The organism is Corynebacterium comes (assembly GCF_009734405.1).
Classification (GTDB): Bacteria; Actinomycetota; Actinomycetes; order Mycobacteriales; family Mycobacteriaceae; genus Corynebacterium; species Corynebacterium comes.
Map to the genome: position 1 here is coordinate 424,236 of NZ_CP046453.1, position 18,067 is coordinate 442,302.

The 18,067-nt window shown below is 65.3% G+C and carries 12 protein-coding genes; 9 read left to right on the forward strand and 3 right to left on the reverse strand.

Features of this window, described 5'->3' with window-relative positions; all coding sequences use genetic code 11:
• Positions 1-21 precede the first annotated feature (21 nt).
• From CETAM_RS02100 to CETAM_RS02140, 9 genes are all read left to right on the forward strand, one after another.
• The gene (locus tag CETAM_RS02100; protein ID WP_156226858.1) at positions 22-1,944 is read left to right on the forward strand and encodes a heavy metal translocating P-type ATPase; all 1,923 of its coding nucleotides are present in this window, start codon (positions 22-24) and stop codon (positions 1,942-1,944) included.
• A 116-nt stretch (positions 1,945-2,060) separates the two neighbouring features.
• Positions 2,061-3,206 carry an ABC transporter permease gene (locus tag CETAM_RS02105; RefSeq protein WP_156226859.1) on the forward strand — a complete coding sequence of 382 codons (1,146 nt, stop codon included), beginning with the start codon at positions 2,061-2,063 and terminating at the stop codon, positions 3,204-3,206.
• Entirely contained in the window at positions 3,203-3,880 is a 678-nt protein-coding gene (locus CETAM_RS02110) for an ABC transporter ATP-binding protein (protein WP_156226860.1), read from the forward strand. Before CETAM_RS02105 ends, CETAM_RS02110 begins: the two co-directional genes overlap by 4 nt.
• A gap of 9 nt (positions 3,881-3,889) precedes the next feature.
• Positions 3,890-4,486: a TetR/AcrR family transcriptional regulator gene (locus CETAM_RS02115; protein ID WP_156226861.1), complete on the forward strand. Its 597-nt coding sequence runs from the start codon at positions 3,890-3,892 to the stop codon at positions 4,484-4,486.
• A 241-nt stretch (positions 4,487-4,727) separates the two neighbouring features.
• The gene (gene rplJ / locus CETAM_RS02120) at positions 4,728-5,243 is read left to right on the forward strand and encodes a 50S ribosomal protein L10 (protein ID WP_156226862.1); all 516 of its coding nucleotides are present in this window, start codon (positions 4,728-4,730) and stop codon (positions 5,241-5,243) included.
• Positions 5,244-5,321: 78 nt separating this feature from the next.
• Positions 5,322-5,705, forward strand: coding sequence for a 50S ribosomal protein L7/L12 (gene rplL / locus CETAM_RS02125; RefSeq protein ID WP_156226863.1), 384 nt, complete (start codon positions 5,322-5,324; stop codon positions 5,703-5,705).
• A 111-nt stretch (positions 5,706-5,816) separates the two neighbouring features.
• Complete coding sequence (locus CETAM_RS02130; protein WP_156226864.1) at positions 5,817-6,767, forward strand: DUF3068 domain-containing protein; 951 nt, start codon at positions 5,817-5,819, stop codon at positions 6,765-6,767.
• Positions 6,768-7,078: 311 nt separating this feature from the next.
• Positions 7,079-10,579: a DNA-directed RNA polymerase subunit beta gene (gene rpoB, locus CETAM_RS02135; RefSeq protein ID WP_197085778.1), complete on the forward strand. Its 3,501-nt coding sequence runs from the start codon at positions 7,079-7,081 to the stop codon at positions 10,577-10,579.
• Between the two features lie 58 nt (positions 10,580-10,637).
• Positions 10,638-14,648 carry a DNA-directed RNA polymerase subunit beta' gene (locus CETAM_RS02140; RefSeq protein ID WP_156226866.1) on the forward strand — a complete coding sequence of 1,337 codons (4,011 nt, stop codon included), beginning with the start codon at positions 10,638-10,640 and terminating at the stop codon, positions 14,646-14,648.
• Positions 14,649-14,726: 78 nt separating this feature from the next.
• Here the strand turns inward: CETAM_RS02140 and CETAM_RS02145 are convergent, their stop codons facing one another.
• Genes CETAM_RS02145 through CETAM_RS02155 form a run of 3 tightly spaced genes read right to left on the reverse strand, consistent with a single transcriptional unit; the run spans position 14,727 to position 17,876 of the window.
• Positions 14,727-15,389, reverse strand: a complete 663-nt coding sequence (locus tag CETAM_RS02145; protein ID WP_156226867.1) for a DUF1707 SHOCT-like domain-containing protein — start codon at positions 15,387-15,389, stop codon at positions 14,727-14,729.
• Between the two features lie 20 nt (positions 15,390-15,409).
• On the reverse strand, positions 15,410-16,075 hold the full coding sequence (locus tag CETAM_RS02150) for an anaerobic ribonucleoside-triphosphate reductase activating protein (RefSeq protein WP_156226868.1): 666 nt from the start codon (positions 16,073-16,075) through the stop codon (positions 15,410-15,412).
• A complete protein-coding gene (locus tag CETAM_RS02155; protein ID WP_156229330.1) occupies positions 16,041-17,876 on the reverse strand; it encodes a ribonucleoside triphosphate reductase in 1,836 nt (611 codons plus the stop codon). The genes CETAM_RS02150 and CETAM_RS02155 overlap by 35 nt, the downstream gene beginning before the upstream one ends.
• Positions 17,877-18,067: the final 191 nt, after the last annotated feature.

Below are 18,067 nucleotides of genomic sequence, written 5' to 3' on the forward strand. Positions count from 1 at the left end.
TTTCTGGAGAACAATGGTGGTATGACCACCACAGCGACAACGAGCACGACTCCTCCTCGAGCGCCTGAACCCTGGGTCCTGTTCATCCGTTCACGCGACGGGGCGATCACCGTCGCCACCCTCGTCGCCATCGCGCTGCATCTCATCCTGTGGTTCGGCTTCGGGTTGGAGAGCTGGGCGCGGGACTGGCCGCTCGTGCTGATGGTCGTTCTCGGCGGTATTCCGTTGATGATCGAGGTGGGCAGGTCGGCGATCGCGACCCGCGGTGGTGCGGACACGTTGGCGGCCGTCTCCATCATCTCGGCAGTGCTGCTGGGGGAGTGGCTGGTCGCGGCCATCATCGTCCTCATGCTCTCGGGTGGTGAGGCGCTCGAGGAGGCGGCGTCGAAACGCGCCTCGGGAACCCTCGATGCCCTCGCCCGACGGGCGCCGACCACGTCGCACCGGCTGCTGGGGGGCACGTTCGCCGAGGGGACCGAAGAGGTCCCGGTCAGTGAGATCGGGGTGGGCGACCTGCTCGCCGTCCTGCCGCACGAACTGTGTCCCGTGGACGGTGAGGTCGTCGACGGCCACGGCAGCATGGACGAGTCCTACCTGACGGGTGAGCCGTATGTGGTGAGCAAGTCGAAGGGGTCGGACGTCATGTCGGGTGCCGTCAACGGCGACACCCCGTTGACCATCGTCGCCACCAGGCCTGCGCAGGACTCCCGCTACGCCCAGATCGTCGGCGTCCTGCGTGAGGCGGAGGAGAACCGGCCCGGGATGCGTCGCCTCGCGGACCGGCTGGGGGCCTGGTATACGGTCGTCGCCCTGGCGCTGGGAATCCTGGGCTGGGTGATCTCGGGTGATCCGACGCGTTTCCTGGCCGTCGTCGTTGTGGCCACCCCCTGCCCGCTCCTGATCGGCGTGCCCGTCGCCATCATCGGTGCGATCTCGCTGGCGGCCCGTCGCGGCATCATCGTGAAGAACCCCGGCATGCTGGAGAACGCCTCCCAGGTCAGGACGGTCATGTTCGACAAGACCGGCACCCTCACCTACGGACGTCCCGCCATCACCGACATCCATACGGCGGAGGGCTTCACCGAGGATGAGGTCCTGGCGTTGGCGGCGTCGGTGGAGCGGTACTCCCGCCACCCGCTGGCGGAGGCGATCCGCAAGGGGGCGGAGGCGCGGAAGCTGGCGCTCCCTGACGTCACCGAGGTCTCCGAGAAACCGGGCCAGGGTCTGAGGGGCGTGGTCGGCGGACGGCCCATCCGCATCACCAACCGTCGGACGAGTTACGAGATCGATCCCGCCAGCCGCGACATCATCCCGGTCACCAGCTCCGGCATGGAGTCGATTGTCCTGGTCGGTGACCACTACGCCGCCATGATCCGGTTGCGGGACGAACCGCGCTCGTCGGCGAATGACTTCATCGCCCACCTGCCGAAGAAACACAACGTGGACACGCTGATGATCATCTCCGGGGACCGCGAATCCGAGGTCAGGTATCTCGCGGACAGGGTCGGGATCGAGGAAATTCACGCCGGCGTCAGCCCCGAGGGCAAGCTCGCCCTGGTGGAGCAGCACAACCGGCGCGGCCCGACCATGTTCCTCGGCGACGGGATCAACGATGCGCCTGCGATGGCGGTGGCGACGGTGGGCGTGGCGATGGGCGCCGGTTCCGACATCACCTCCGAGGCCGCCGACGCGGTCATCCTCGACTCCTCCCTCGAACGTCTCGACGACCTGCTCCACATCGGTGCGCGGATGCGACGCATCGCCCTGCAGTCAGCCCTGGGCGGTATGGCCCTGAGCATCATCGGCATGATCCTCGCGGTTTTCGGCCTGCTCACCCCGCTCATGGGTGCCGTCGCGCAGGAGGTCATCGACGTCCTGGCGATTCTCAATGCCGCCCGGGTCGCCATGGTGCGTGGCCCGTTGAGTGACTTCGACGAGAAGTAGTCGTCGACGTAGCCGGGGTCAGTGAGGGGCGCCGACATGCTGTCGCTAAGATGGCGACAGCATGTCGGCAAGATCTGTCGGCAGTGAATCCCCGACATTGACCGGAGCCCCACCTCATGTTCCTAGCCTGGCGCGACATGCTCTTCGCGCGCACCCGATTTCTACTGATGGGCCTGGTCCTGGCCCTCATGTCCATCCTCATCGTCATCATTTCCGGCCTCACCGCCGGACTGGTCAACGACGGTGTCTCCGGCCTGAAGGCCCTGGATGCGGACGTCATCGCCTTCGCGGACGGCACGCAGACCGATTCCGCGTTCACCCGCTCCGTCGTGCAGCTCGACCAGGCAGATGACCTCGCGGCCGTCGACGGCGTCGAGGACACGGCCCCGATGGGGTTGACCATCGTCAACGCCCGCAACCAGGACGGCACGCCGGTGGACCTCACCCTCATCGGCGTCCAGCCCGGCTCCTTCATCGCGCCGGAGGGCCTGCCTACGATGAGCCCGGAACGTGCCGACGGCCAGCCCACCCCGACCCCTCATGACGTGATCCTCTCCGGGACGATGGAGGACGCCGGCATCAGCGTCGGCGACACCATCACCATCGACCGCCTGGAGACTGAACTCAACGTCATCGGCTTCGCCGAAGGTCAGCGTACTTTCGGCCATGTTGATCTCGCCTACGTCCCGATGGACGTCTGGCAGGAGGTCCATGCCGGCGCCCGTACGGGGGAGGGGGCCCCGTCGCGTGCCTATGAAGAGGCGTCCGTCATCGTGGCCCGCTCCTCGGGTGCGGACGTCGAGATGCTCACCACATCCTCGGGCCTGGACGTCCGCACCCTGGCGGAGAGCTTCCAGTCCTCGCCCGGTTATGGCCCGGAAACCATGACGCTGTCCATGATCGAGTGGTTCCTCTACATCATCACCGCTCTGGTCACCGGTGCGTTCTTCCTCGTCTGGACCATCCAGCGCGCCGGTGACATCGCCGTCATGCGGGCCATGGGTGCGACCAGGGCCTTCCTGCTGCGCGACAGTCTCGGTCAGGCCGTGATCATTCTCGCGCTCTCCATCGGCGTGGGCGTGGCGCTGGCCGTCGCCCTCGGCCTCTGGCTGGAGAGCACCGCCATGCCCTACGCCACCGAGGTCGGCCCGATTCTCGGCGGCGCGGCCATGCTGTTCATCGCGGGACTGCTCGGTGCGCTGATCTCCGTCTACCGCGTCACCCGCACCGATCCGCTCACCGCACTGGGGGAGAACCGATGACCACACCCGCTCTTGTTCTCGATGACGTCCGCGTCAGCTACGGCGACGGAGACTCCGAGGTGCATGCCCTCGACCGTGTGTCGATGACGGTCCACCCCGGCGAATTCATCGCTGTGGTCGGCCCCTCCGGCTCCGGAAAATCCACTCTGCTGGCGGTCGCCGGCGCGCTCACCACGCCCGACGCGGGCCATGTCCGGGTGGCGGGCGAGGAGGTCACCGGGATGGCCGACGCCGAGCTGGCCCGGATCCGTCGGGAACACATCGGCTTCGTCTTCCAGTCCTCGGGGAACCTCCCCTCCGCACTCCGCGCCCGGGACCAGCTCGAGCTCGCCGCCCGGGTGCTGGGTCGTCGCGGCCGACGGAGCAACGATGAACTGCTCGCCGCCGTGGGAATGCAGCACCGTGCCGGTCACCGGCCCGCCACGCTGTCCGGCGGCGAAAGGCAGCGCATCGGTATCGCCCGGGCGCTCGTCGGTGGACCCGATCTGCTGCTGGTGGACGAACCCACTGCAGCCCTGGACAGGCAGCGCTCCCACGAGATCGTCCGACTGCTCGCCGACGAGTGCCATGAACTCGGGGTCGCCGGTGTCATGGTCACCCATGACCTCGAGGTGATCGAGTACTGTGACCGCGTCTATCAGATGGTCGATGGGCGGTTGACCGCGGGGGACTAGGCTCAGGGCATGCCCAGGATCTCGGAGGCCACGGTTGCCCAGCATCGTGCGGTCCAGCACCGCGCGGTGCTGGACGCCGCAGAGAAGTTGATCGTCGCGGGGGGTGGGAAAGTTCCCACCCTCGCTGAGGTCGCCACCGAAGTCGGGCTGGCACGCTCCAGCGTCTACCTTTACGTGTCCTCCCGGGAGGACATGGTCATCCAGCTGCTGCTGGAGACCATCCCCGCCTGGCTGCAGGAACTCACAGGGAAGCTCGAGGGGGCCGGAACCGATCCCGGGGATCGCCTGGCCGCCTACGTCCGCGTGACCCTCCGGCTGTTCGTGGAAGGTTCGCACGGGCCGCTCATGGTCGCGGCTCAGGCCTACCCCGGAGCTTTCGTCGACGAGCGCGTGCAGCGGGCCCACAACGGTCTGGAGCCGGCGTTGCGCACCCTGCTCGGCGAGGGGGTGGACATCGTCCGTCCGCTCATCGACGCCGCGATCCAGCGCGGCGCCGAACTGGTCACCCAGTCGGGCGCCGACGTCGAGGCTGTGTCGGCGGTACTGCAACGCATGGCGCGGGCCTCGTTGGCGGGTGATTTGGATGATCCGGGGGGTCGGCACTAACATTATGCAACGAAGTTTGAACGGCCCCTAAAAAGGCCCCGCTCAAGTTTCACCGAAGACCGTCGGTCATCCGAAAGGATCGAAGGCTTCCAGGACACTGGAACGGCCCACGCAGGAGACGCTTTAGAGCCACCACCTTCCTTGTGGGAGATGATGTGCCCTGTGCTCTTGCACGGGGCCTTTTTCATTGAAGAAGGTCCCGGCGGATCAACACGACACGTAATTGGAAGGAGGCGAAGTAATGGCAAACGCGAAGAACCAGGCTGAGCTCGCAGAGCTCAAGGCCAAGTTCGAGGAGGCTTCCTCCGTTGTCCTCACCGAGTACCGCGGCCTGACCGTTGCGCAGATCTCTGAACTGCGTAACTCTCTCGGCCTTGAAGTCCAGTACTCCGTCGCCAAGAACACCCTTATCAAGATCGCTGCCCAGGAACAGGGCATCGAGGGTCTTGACGAGCTCCTGACCGGCCCGACCGCCGTCGCCTTCATCAAGGGTGAGGGCGTCGACGCCGCCAAGGTCATGAAGAAGTTCGCCGATGAAAACAAGGCGTTCCTCGTCAAGGGTGGCTACATGGACGGCAACGCTCTGTCTGCCGACCAGGTCAAGGCCATCGCCGAGCTGGACAACCGCGAGACCACTCTCGCGAAGCTGGCCGGTGCCATGAAGGGCAATCTGGCAAAGGCCGCAGGCCTGTTCAACGCCCCCGCTTCCCAGGTCGCACGGCTCGCCGTTGCGCTCCAGGAGAAGAAGGAAGCGTAAGTCGCCACTACGGCGCAACAGTTCAATCCCCACACATCCGGGCCTGTTGAATCAGGCCCACAAAGAAAGGAAGCCACCATGGCTAAGCTCACCAAGGACGAGCTCATTGAGGCCTTCAAGGAGATGACCCTGATCGAGCTCTCTGAGTTCGTCAAGGAATTCGAAGAGGTCTTCGAGGTCACCGCTGCCGCTCCCGTCGCCGTCGCCGCTGCAGGCGCCGCTGGTGGAGAGGCCGCTGCTGAGGAGCAGAGCGAGTTCGACGTCGTGCTCGAAGATGCCGGCGCCAAGAAGATCGGCGTGATCAAGGCTGTCCGCGAGCTCGTCTCCGGCCTGGGCCTGAAGGAAGCCAAGGAGCTCGTCGAGAGCGCACCGAAGGCCATCATCGAGGGCGCTTCCAAGGAAGATGCAGAGGCTGCCAAGGCCAAGCTCGAAGAGGCCGGCGCCAAGGTCACCCTCAAGTAAGAGGAACCTTTTTCGCGCGAACCCCGCTCCATCCTTTCCCGGATGGAGCGGGGTTTTCCCGATTCACCGTCGACTGCGGATTGGTTTCGGGCGACAGGTAGACTCGCCTCCATGCTGCCAAAGTCCCGTCTCCTCTCTTTCCTCCTGATCAGCGTGGGCATCACGCTGCTGGTGGCGGGTCTGGTGGCCCCTCGTTTCCTCCACGAGGACAGCCGGCTCCCGCTGGATCTGAAGGCCACGACGTGGACGCTCACCGACGACGAGGCACAGACGCGGCTGATGACCGATCCGGGTGGACGTGTGCTCGAGGTGCCTGTCTCGCGTCAGTTGCACATGGAGATCCAGAACCCCGCGGGTGAAGAGACCGCGACGCTGCGGGTGGGGGAGACCCTGATGCGTGACAGTCAGCAGGAGGAGCTGGACAGGCTCATCACCGCCGAGGTGTGGACCTTCGCCGTGGACCGCGCCACCGGCCAGTTCACCACTCCGGCGACCCTCACCGATCAGCTGGCGAGCCCGGTGAGCGAAGTTCCGGTGGAGGGCGTGTGGCTGAAATTCCCCTCCGGAGCCGAGCAGACCACCTATGAGGTGTTCGACCCCGAACTGCGGCAGACCCGCCCGGCGGAGTTCGTCGAGGAGCTCGACATGAACGGCCGCACCGTTTACCGCTACCGGCAGGAGATCGGGTCGACCAACGTGGCGGAGCTCTACGCCTCTCCCTTCAACACCACCACCTTCCCGGACGAGGAGCGGGGTTATCTCTTCCACTCGGTCACCCGGGACATCCTCGTGGACCGCGTCTCAGGCCTGGTGGTGGAGATCCGGGAGGACGTGGACGCCTACTACGGCACGGTCGACGGGGAGAAGCGCGAGCAGGTGCTCCTCTTCGAGGGGCGGATGGCGCAGGAGCAGATCGACGCTCACCTCGGGGAGGCCGCCGAGATCCGGGACCCCGCGCTCGTGGACACCGTGCGTCAGGTGGTCATCGGAATCGGCGCGGTCCTGGCGCTGCTGGGGCTGGTGGGTGCGTTCGGTGTGTTCGGGGGACGGCGGCGTCGATAAGCGGATGGTGGGGGACACCGGCCGAGTGGTCGAGTGGCCCCCGGAAAGTCGTGGTAGAGTCCCCGCGTAAATCCGGATGACAACCGGCGTGGCGCTGCGCTTTACAATGCGGCGATATTGATATAGGCTGCTTCTTTGCGCTGGAATTCGTCTCTGGCCATCACCTAAACCTTGATCTGTCGGCCTGGAAAAGTCGACTTGACAAGGTGATTTTGTGCTATCTGGGGACGCTCATTCCACAGCAGACCGAATGCTAAATTTACCAGCGGTTTCGGTGGTTGCAAGCCAGAGCGACCATCGTCCCGCGTGAGGTGCTGGAAGGACCCATCTTGGCAGTCTCCCGCCAGACCAAGTCAGTGGCCGACATCCCCGGAACTCCCAAGCGTTATTCGTTCTCGAAGAACGCTGAGCCGATTGAGGTTCCGGGTCTCCTTGACCTGCAGCGTGAATCCTTCGCATGGCTGATCGGTACGCCCGAGTGGCGCGCCCGCCAGCAGGAGGAGCGTGGGCCGGAAGCCCACGTCACCAGTGGTCTCGAGGACATTCTCGACGAGCTCAGCCCGATCCAGGACTACTCCGAGAACATGTCCCTCTCCCTGTCCGCTCCGCGATTCGAGGATGTCAAGCACACCATCGATGAGTGCAAGGACAAGGACATCAACTACTCCGCACCACTGTATGTGACTGCTGAGTTCATCAACAACGAAACCCAGGAGATCAAGTCCCAGACCGTCTTCATCGGTGACTTCCCGATGATGACCGAGAAGGGCACGTTCATCGTCAACGGCACCGAGCGTGTCGTGGTCTCCCAGCTCGTCCGCTCTCCCGGTGTGTACTTCGATCAGACGATCGACAAGTCCACCGAGCGTCCGCTGCACTCCGTCAAGGTCATCCCGTCGCGTGGTGCGTGGCTGGAGTTCGACGTGGACAAGCGCGACACCGTCGGCGTCCGCATCGACCGCAAGCGTCGTCAGCCCGTCACCGTCCTGCTGAAGGCCCTGGGCTGGACCACCGAGCAGATCAAGGAACGCTTCGGCTTCTCCGAGATCATGATGTCCACCCTCGAGTCCGATGGTGTGGCCAACGTCGACGAGGCTCTGCTGGAGATCTACCGCAAGCAGCGTCCGGGCGAGCAGCCCACCCGCGATCTCGCGCGCTCCCTGCTCGACAACTCCTTCTTCCGCGCGAAGCGCTACGACCTGGCCAAGGTCGGCCGCTACAAGGTCAACCGCAAGCTCGGCCTCGGCGGCGACCACGACGGTCTGATGACCCTGACCGAAGAAGACATCGCCACCACCCTCGAGTACCTGGTTCGCCTTCACACCGGTGAGCGCGCCATGACCTCGCCGACCGGTGAGACCATCCCGGTGAACACCGACGACATCGACCACTTCGGCAACCGTCGTCTGCGTACCGTGGGTGAGCTCATCCAGAACCAGGTCCGCGTCGGCCTGTCCCGCATGGAGCGTGTCGTGCGCGAGCGCATGACCACCCAGGACGCGGAGTCCATCACCCCGACCTCGCTGATCAACGTCCGTCCGGTCTCGGCCGCGATCCGCGAGTTCTTCGGCACCTCCCAGCTGTCCCAGTTCATGGACCAGAACAACTCGCTGTCGGGTCTGACCCACAAGCGTCGTCTGTCTGCCCTCGGCCCGGGCGGTCTGTCCCGTGAGCGTGCCGGCATCGAGGTCCGGGACGTGCACCCGTCCCACTACGGCCGCATGTGCCCGATTGAGACTCCTGAGGGCCCGAACATCGGTCTGATCGGTTCGCTCTCGTCCTACGCGCGCGTCAACGCCTTCGGTTTCATCGAGACCCCGTACCTCAAGATCGTCGACGGCAAGGTCACCGATGAGGTTCACTACCTCACCGCTGACGAGGAGGACCGTTACGCCATCGGTCAGGCCTCCGTCGAGCGTGACGGTGAAGGCAACATCACCTCCGACCGCATCGAGGTCCGTGTGAAGGACGGCGACATCGCCGTCACCGACGCCAAGGGCGTCGACTTCATCGACGTCTCCGCACGTCAGATGGTCTCCGTGGCCACCGCCATGATTCCGTTCCTCGAGCACGATGACGCCAACCGTGCCCTCATGGGTGCGAACATGCAGCGTCAGGCCGTTCCCCTGGTCCGCGCCGAGGCCCCCTACGTGGGCACCGGCATGGAGAAGCGCGCCGCCTACGACGCCGGTGACATGGTCATCACGCCGAAGTCCGGCGTCGTCGAGAACGTCTCCGCCGACCTGATCACCATCATGGACGACGAAGGCATCCGCGACACCTACCTGCTGCGCAAGTTCGAGCGCACCAACCAGGGCACCTGCTACAACCAGACGCCGCTGGTCAACATGGGCGAGCGCGTCGAGGCCGGCCAGGTCATCGCCGACGGTCCGGGCACCCACAACGGTGAGATGTCGCTGGGACGTAACCTGCTGGTCGCGTTCATGCCGTGGGAGGGCCACAACTACGAGGATGCCATCATCCTCAACCAGCGCATCGTGGAGGAGGACATCCTCACCTCGATCCACATCGAGGAGCACGAGATCGATGCCCGCGACACCAAGCTGGGCGCCGAGGAGATCACCCGTGAGATCCCGAACGTCTCCGAGGACGTCCTGCGCGACCTCGACGACCGCGGCATCGTCCGCATCGGTGCTGACGTCCGTGCGGGCGACATTCTCGTGGGTAAGGTCACCCCGAAGGGCGAGACCGAGCTGACCCCGGAGGAGCGCCTGCTGCGCGCCATCTTCGGCGAGAAGGCCCGTGAGGTCCGTGACACCTCCATGAAGGTGCCGCACGGTGAGAACGGCAAGGTCATCGGTGTCCGTCGCTTCGCCCGTGAGGACGACGACGATCTGGCACCGGGCGTCAACGAGATGATCCGCGTTCACGTGGCCCAGAAGCGCAAGATCCAGGACGGCGACAAGCTCGCCGGCCGCCACGGCAACAAGGGCGTCGTGGGCAAGATCCTGCCGCCGGAGGACATGCCGTTCATGCCGGACGGCACCCCGGTGGACATCATCCTGAACACCCACGGTGTGCCGCGTCGTATGAACATCGGTCAGGTTCTGGAGATCCACCTCGGTTGGCTCGCCGCCGCCGGCTGGACCGTCGACCCGGCTGCCATTGAGAACGCCGAGCTGATCGAGACCCTCCCTGAGGAGCTCTACGACGTCCCGGCCAACTCGCTGACCGCCACCCCGGTCTTCGACGGCGCCTCCAACCAGGAGATCGCCGGCCTGCTCGCCAACTCCCGGCCGAACCGTGACGGCGACGTCATGGTCGACGCTAACGGCAAGGCGATGCTTTTCGACGGCCGCTCCGGCGAACCGTTCCCGTACCCGGTCTCCGTGGGCTACATGTACCTGCTCAAGCTCCACCACCTGGTGGACGAGAAGATCCACGCCCGCTCCACCGGTCCGTACTCCATGATCACCCAGCAGCCGCTCGGTGGTAAGGCCCAGTTCGGTGGCCAGCGCTTCGGTGAGATGGAGGTGTGGGCGATGCAGGCATACGGCGCCGCCTACACCCTGCAGGAGCTGCTGACGATCAAGTCCGATGACGTCGTCGGCCGTGTCAAGGTGTACGAGGCCATCGTCAAGGGCGAGAACATCCCGGATCCGGGTATCCCGGAGTCCTTCAAGGTTCTCCTCAAGGAGCTCCAGTCCCTGTGCCTGAACGTCGAGGTCCTCGCCGCCGACGGCACCCCGATGGAGCTGTCCGGTGACGATGACGACGATCTCGACGGCGGTGGATCCTCGCTGGGCATCAACCTGTCCCACGACGAGCGCTCCGACGTCGACGCCTCCTAACCTCTAATCTGATATTCGCCATTCAATCCCTCCACACCGGGAGGGGAAAGGGAGTTACGTGTTCGACGTAAACCTCTTCGAAGAGCTCCGCATCGGCCTGGCCACCGCCGACGACATCCGCCGTTGGTCCAAGGGCGAGGTCAAGAAGCCGGAGACCATCAACTACCGCACCCTCAAGCCGGAGAAGGACGGTCTCTTCTGCGAGCGCATTTTCGGCCCGACCCGTGACTGGGAGTGCGCCTGCGGCAAGTACAAGCGAGTCCGTTACAAGGGCATCATCTGTGAGCGCTGTGGCGTCGAGGTGACCAAGTCCAAGGTGCGTCGTGAGCGCATGGGTCACATCGAGCTGGCCGCACCGGTCACCCATATCTGGTACTTCAAGGGTGTCCCGAGCCGTCTCGGCTACCTGCTGGACCTCGCTCCGAAGGATCTCGAGCGGATCATCTACTTCGCCGCGAACATCATCACCTCCGTCGACGAGGAGGCCCGTCACAACGACCAGTCCACCCTCGAGGCGGACATGCTCCTGGAGAAGAAGGACGTCGAGGCTGAAGCCGAGTCCGAGATCGCCGAGCGTGCCGCCAAGCTGGAGGAGGACCTCGCCGAGCTCGAGGCCGCCGGCGCCAAGGCTGACGCACGTCGCAAGGTGCAGACTGCAGCCGACAAGGAGATGCAGTACATCCGCGAGCGTGCGGAGCGTGAGGTCGTCCGTCTCGAGGAGATCTGGCAGACCTTCATCAAGCTGGCTCCGAAGCAGATGATCATCGACGAGACCGTCTATGAAGAGCTCATGGACCGCTACGAGGATTACTTCACCGGCGGCATGGGTGCCGGTGCGATCCAGACCCTCATCCGCAACTTCGATCTCGAGGCCGAGTCCGAAGAACTGCACACCATCATCAATGAGGGCAAGGGCCAGAAGAAGATGCGCGCCCTCAAGCGCCTCAAGGTCGTCGCCGCGTTCCTGCGTTCCGGCAACGACCCGGCCGGCATGGTCCTCGACTGCATCCCGGTCATCCCGCCGGAGCTGCGTCCGATGGTCCAGCTCGACGGTGGCCGCTTCGCCACCTCGGACCTCAACGACCTGTACCGTCGCGTGATCAACCGCAACAACCGCCTCAAGCGCATGATTGAACTCGGCGCGCCCGAGATCATCGTGAACAACGAGAAGCGCATGCTGCAGGAGTCCGTCGACGCACTGTTCGACAACGGTCGCCGTGGCCGTCCGGTCACCGGACCGGGCAACCGTCCGCTGAAGTCCCTGTCTGATCTGCTCAAGGGCAAGCAGGGTCGCTTCCGTCAGAACCTGCTGGGTAAGCGTGTCGACTACTCCGGCCGTTCCGTCATCATCGTCGGTCCGCAGCTGAAGCTCCACGAGTGTGGTCTGCCCAAGCTGATGGCCCTCGAGCTGTTCAAGCCGTTCGTGATGAAGCGACTGGTGGAGAACGACTACGCGCAGAACATCAAGTCCGCGAAGCGCATGGTCGAGCGTCAGCGCCCCGAGGTCTGGGACGTGCTGGAAGAGGCCATCTCCGAGCACCCGGTGATGCTCAACCGTGCACCCACCCTGCACCGACTGGGCATCCAGGCGTTCGAGCCCAAGCTCGTCGAGGGTAAGGCCATTCAGCTGCACCCCCTGGCGTGTGAGGCCTTCAACGCCGACTTCGACGGTGACCAGATGGCAGTCCACCTGCCGCTGTCCGCTGAGGCGCAGGCCGAGGCACGCATCCTCATGCTCGCCTCGAACAACATCCTGTCCCCGGCGTCCGGTAAGCCGCTGGCCATGCCGCGTCTGGACATGGTGACCGGTCTGTACTTCCTCACCATGAACAAGCGGGAGGACGAGATCGGCGGCCAGGGCGCATACCGTCCGGCCGGCGAGAACGGTCCGGCAACGGGCGACTACTCGTCCTTCGCCGAGGCCATCATGGCCCGTGACCGTGGTGTCCTGGGTCTGCAGGCTCCGATCCGCGTGCGGATCTCCCACCTGCGTCCCCCGGCCGACGTCGAGGCGGAGCAGTTCCCCGACGGCTGGGAGCAGGGTCAGGTCTGGACCGCGCACACCACTCTGGGTCGCGTCATGTTCAACGAGCTGCTGCCGTGGAACTACCCGTACCTCGAGGGCGTCATGGTTCGTAAGGGCGGCGGCACGGGCTTCATCATGCTCGGCGACGTCATCAACGACCTCGCCGCGAAGTACCCGATGATCACCGTCGCGCAGACGATGGACAAGATGAAGGACGCGGGCTTCTACTGGTCGACCCGTTCCGGCGTCACCATCGCCATGTCCGACGTTCTGGTCCTCCCCAACAAGGAGGAGATCCTCGAGACCTACGAGGCCGAGGCCCGCGAGATCGAGCACAAGTTCTGGGTCAAGGGTGCGCTCCGTGAGCGTGACCGTTACGACCGTCTCGTCGAGCTCTGGCAGGACGCCACCAACAAGGTGGGTAAGGCCGTCGAGGACCTGTACCCGGACGACAACCCGATTCCGATGATCGTGAAGTCGGGTGCCGCCGGTAACATGCGCCAGATCTGGACCCTGGCAGGCATGAAGGGCATGGTGGTGAACTCGAAGGGTGACTACATCACCCGTCCGATCAAGACCTCCTTCCGTGAGGGACTGTCGGTTCTCGAGTACTTCAACAACTCCCACGGTTCCCGTAAGGGCCTGGCGGATACCGCTCTGCGTACCGCCGACTCCGGTTACCTGACCCGTCGTCTCGTCGACGTGGCGCAGGACGTCATCGTCCGCGAGGACGACTGCGGCACCCGCCAGGGTGTCCGCGTGCCGGTGGCAGTGGAGATCAAGGGCGCTGACGGCAACGTCAGCGGCCACTCCCGCCACTCGCTGGTGGAGACCTCCGTGTCCGGTCGTGTTCTGGCCACCGAGGTCAACGGTGCAGACGGCGAGGTCCTCTTCGAGGCCGGCGCCGACCTCACCGAATCCGCCATCGACGAGCTCGTGGCCCGTGGCATCAACGAGGTCAAGGTCCGCTCCGTGCTGACCTGCCAGACCCCGACCGGTGTCTGCGCGAAGTGCTACGGCAAGTCCATGGCCTCCGGCCAGCTGGTGGACATCGGCGAGGCCGTCGGCATCGTCGCCGCCCAGTCGATCGGTGAGCCGGGTACCCAGCTGACCATGCGTACCTTCCACCAGGGTGGTGTCGGTGGTGACATCACCGGCGGTCTGCCGCGTGTGCAGGAGCTGTTCGAGGCCCGCGTGCCGAAGAACGCCTCCCCGATCGCGGAGTTCTCCGGCACTGTCGCGCTTGAGGACGACGGCAACTTCTACAAGTTGACGCTGACCTCCGACGACGGCAACGAGGAGGAGATCTACGAGAAGCTGTCCAAGCGACAGGGTCTCGCCCAGGTCAAGGTCCCGATGGACAACAACCCCTCGGTGTTCATCGAGCGCACCCTGCGCGACGGTGATCACGTGGAACTCGGCGAGCGCCTGCTCCGCGGCCCCGCCGACCCGCACGACGTGCTTCGCGTGCTGCGCCGCCGCGGCGTCGAGAAGCACCTCATCGACGAAGTGCAGGCCGTGTACCGCACCCAGGGTGTGGCCATCCACGACAAGCACATCGAGATCATCATCCGCCAGATGCTGCGTCGCGGCACCGTCATCGACGCCGGTTCCACCGACTTCCTGCCGGGCACCCTGGTCGACCTCACCGAGGCACGCCGCATCAACGCGGCGATCCGTGCCGAGGGTGGTCAGCCGGCGGAGCTGCGCGACCAGATCATGGGCATCACCAAGGCCTCGCTGGCCACGGAGTCCTGGCTCTCGGCCGCCTCCTTCCAGGAGACGACCCGTGTGCTTACCGACGCCGCGATCAACAAGCGCTCCGACCAGCTCATCGGTCTCAAGGAGAACGTGATCATCGGTAAGCTGATCCCGGCCGGTACCGGTATCTCCCGTTACCGCAACATCGAGGTCAAGCCCACCGAGGCGGCCCGCAACGCGGCCTACTCGATCCCGACCTACGGTGACTCCATCTACGGTGATGACGGCTACGCCGAATTCACCGGTGCCTCCGTGCCGCTGGACGAGGAGTTCCAGCTCTAGTCACGGTGCATGAACAATGGCCCCGTCCCACAGCCAGTGGGACGGGGTCATTTTTCTCGTTGACGGCCCAGAGCCGGCTCAGGGACGGGGGACGCGCTTGACCTCCACCCCGCCCATCAGGCCGAGGCCGCGCACGCGGACAACCGGGGCATCGGCGGGAAGCTCCTCCATGCGGAGCGTCACCTCCGGGTCGGTGCTGATGCCGAAGCCGCCCATGATGCCCACCCCCTCGCTGAAGACGCGGACGTCCTCCGGGACGAGGATCTCCACCCCGCCCATGATGCCGACGGCGTAGATGATGGTCTCCTGTGCCGCCAGCCGCGCCTCGGTGAGGTCGAGCCCGTTGCCGCCCATGAGCGCGATCGAGGTGTGCACGGGTGCGATCAGCCAGTCGCCGCGCCTGTCGGTGCCACCCATGATGGCGAGGCTGAAGGTACTGCCGCCCTGCTCGCCCGTCACCTGACGGCGGGCCGGTGCCGGAGACGCACGGCCCACAAAAGCGGGGGAGTTGTCGGGAAGCACGGCCGGCAGGGGGCCGTCGAACACCACGGTGGGGTCGGGCAGGAGATCGGTCAGCGGTGAGGACAGTTCATCCCGGAAGCGGGCGGCGAGGACCTGTCCGGTGCGCTGGTCGAACTCCTCGAAGTTGATCCGGCCCTCGGAGAAGGCCTGGCTGAGGACTAGATTGACCCGGTTGCGGTCGTCGTCGCTGGCGCGGAGGCGGGGAGGGATTTCACTCATGCCACCGATGTTACGAGTGTTCAGGCCGCCGCGCTCTGCCCCTGATAGTGGCCGTCGGCGTCGCAGTCGCGGGCCCACTGGACCACCAGTTCCTGCCCGTAACCCCCCACCTTCTCCTTCAGCTCGGGAAGATGCTCCTCGAGCACGGAGCCCCGCCACAGCGTGGTGCGCACCTGCAGTTCGATGCCCGAGGCGGCCATCAGGTCGAGCGAGCGCCAGGACGCCTGCGCGACCGGCAGGGTACAGCCGGCCACGGCGGGCATGTCCTGCGGCAGGCCCTTCACGTCGAGTCCGATCCAGTCCGGGGTGGTGTCGGGACGCTCGAACAGCTTCGCCAACCGGTTGGGCGCATAGCCGCAGGTGTGCAGTCCGACCCGGAAGCCCATGTCATGGGTGGCGGCGATGGCCTCAGCCAGCCCGTGGGAGGCGGTCGGCTCCCCGCCGGAGATGACGAGGCCGTCGAGGAGGCCGCGGCGGGCGTCGAGAAGCTCCAGCACCTCGGCGAAATCGTGGGCGCCGGGGCGGAACTCCTGCAGGGAGGGGTTATGGCAGTACACGCACCGCAGGGGACAGCCCTGGGTGAAAGCGGTGACCGTCAGCCTGCCCGGCCAGTCGGTCGCCGAGAACGGGATGATCCCGGCGATCGGCAGGTCACACGTGGGCTTCGCTGTAGTAGAGGCGCTCATGGAACTCACCCTTCTTTCCCGTGTTGAAGCTGGACACCGGCCGGAAATAGCCCATCACGCGGGTCCACATTTCGGTGGGGCCGCCGCACTGCGGGCACTCCGGGTGCTCGCCGGAGAGGTAACCGTGGTCGGTGCAGATGGAGAAGGTCGGGGTGATGGTGATGTAGGGCAGACGGAAGTTGCTCAGCGCGCGGCGAACCAGGGTCGCGCAGGCCTCACCCGAGCTCATGGCCGCACCCATGTAGAGGTGCAGGACGGTGCCGCCGGTGTACTTCGCCTGCAGGTCCTCCTGGGCGCTGAGCGCTGCGAAGGGATCCGGGGTGTGGGCGACGGGGAGCTGGGAGGAGTTGGTGTAGTAGGGCTCTTCGTCGGTGCCCGCGTGGAGGATGCCCGGGAAGCGCTTGATGTCCTCCTTGGCCAGGCGGTAGGTGGCGCCCTCGGCCGGGGTGGCCTCGAGGTTGAACAGGTGCCCCGTGGATTCCTGAGCGTCGACCAGCAGGCCGTTGATGTGGTCGAGCAGGCGCAGCACCAGTTCGTGGCCCCGCGGATCGCTCAGGTCGTAGGCGTCCCCGGTGAAGTTGCGCACCATCTCGTTGCAGCCGTTGACGCCGATGGTGGAGAAGTGGTTGTCCAGGCTGGGCAGCCAGCGTTTCGTGTAGGGGTACAGGCCGCGTTCCATCTGATCGGCGACGAAGGTGCGACGACGCTCGAGCGTATCGACGCCCAGGTGGACCAGCTCCGTGACCCGGGCCAGGAGCGAGTTCTCGTCACCGGCGTATTCGTGGCCCAGACGCGAGCAGTTCAGCGTGACCACGCCGATGGAGCCGGTGAGCTCGGCGGAGCCGAAGAGGCCGTTGCCGCGCTTGAGCAGCTCGCGCAGGTCCAGCTGCAGGCGGCAGCACATGGAGCGGATCATGCCGGGGTCGAGGTCGGAGTTGATGAAGTTCTGGAAGTAGGGGAGACCGTAACGGGCGGTCATGTCGAACAGGGCGCGGGTGTTCTCCGAGTCCCAGTCGAAGTCCCTGGTGATGTTGTAGGTGGGGATGGGGAAGGTGAAGGGGCGTCCGTCGGCGTCCCCCCGGCTCATCACCTCGATGAACGCGCGGTTGACCAGGTCCATCTCGGGCTGCAGGTCGCCGTAGGCGAAGTCCACCGGCTCGCCGCCGATGAGGGGGACGTTGTCCTTCAGGTCCTCGGGGCAGGTCCAGTCGAAGGTGAGGTTGGTGAAGGGGGTCTGGGTGCCCCAGCGGCTGGGCACGTTGAGGTTGAAGACGAATTCCTGCATGAACTGCAGGACCTGCTCGAAGGAGAGGTTGTCCAGGCGGACGAACGGTGCCATGTAGGTGTCGAAGGAGGAGAACGCCTGGGCGCCGGCCCATTCGTTCTGCAGGGTGCCCAGGAAGTTGACGATCTGTCCGCAGGCTGAGGAGAAGTGCTTCGGTGGGGCGGAGGAGATGGTGCCCGGAACGCCGCCGAATCCCTCCTCGAGCAGCTGGCGCAGGGACCAGCCGGCGCAGTAGCCGGAGAGCATGTCCAGGTCGTGGATGTGGATGTCGCCGTCGCGGTGGGCGGAGCCGGCCTCGGCGGTGAAGACGTGGTCGAGCCAGTAGTTGGCGACGACCTTGCCCGAGGTGTTCAGGATCATCCCCCCGAGGGAGTAGTCCTGGTTGGCGTTGGCGTTGACGCGCCAGTCGGAACGGTTGAGGTATTCGTCGATGGTGCTCGCCGGGTCGACGGCACGCGGAAGTTCGTGGCGCTCGTTCTGCGGGCAGGGGCCGGATGGGGAGAAGTTCTCAGTCATGGTCACGGCATCCACCATAAGTTGTAATTACGGATATGTAGGTAATCATGATTGGCGCGATAGGCACTATGGCTGGTTGTGGAAAGCGGTCACAATCGCTACATGTAGTGGTTCTTTGGCTCCGGTGGCGAAGATGGCCATCTATATCTGGGTGGGGGTCCCGGCGCTGGAAGGGCACCCCTTTTCGGGGT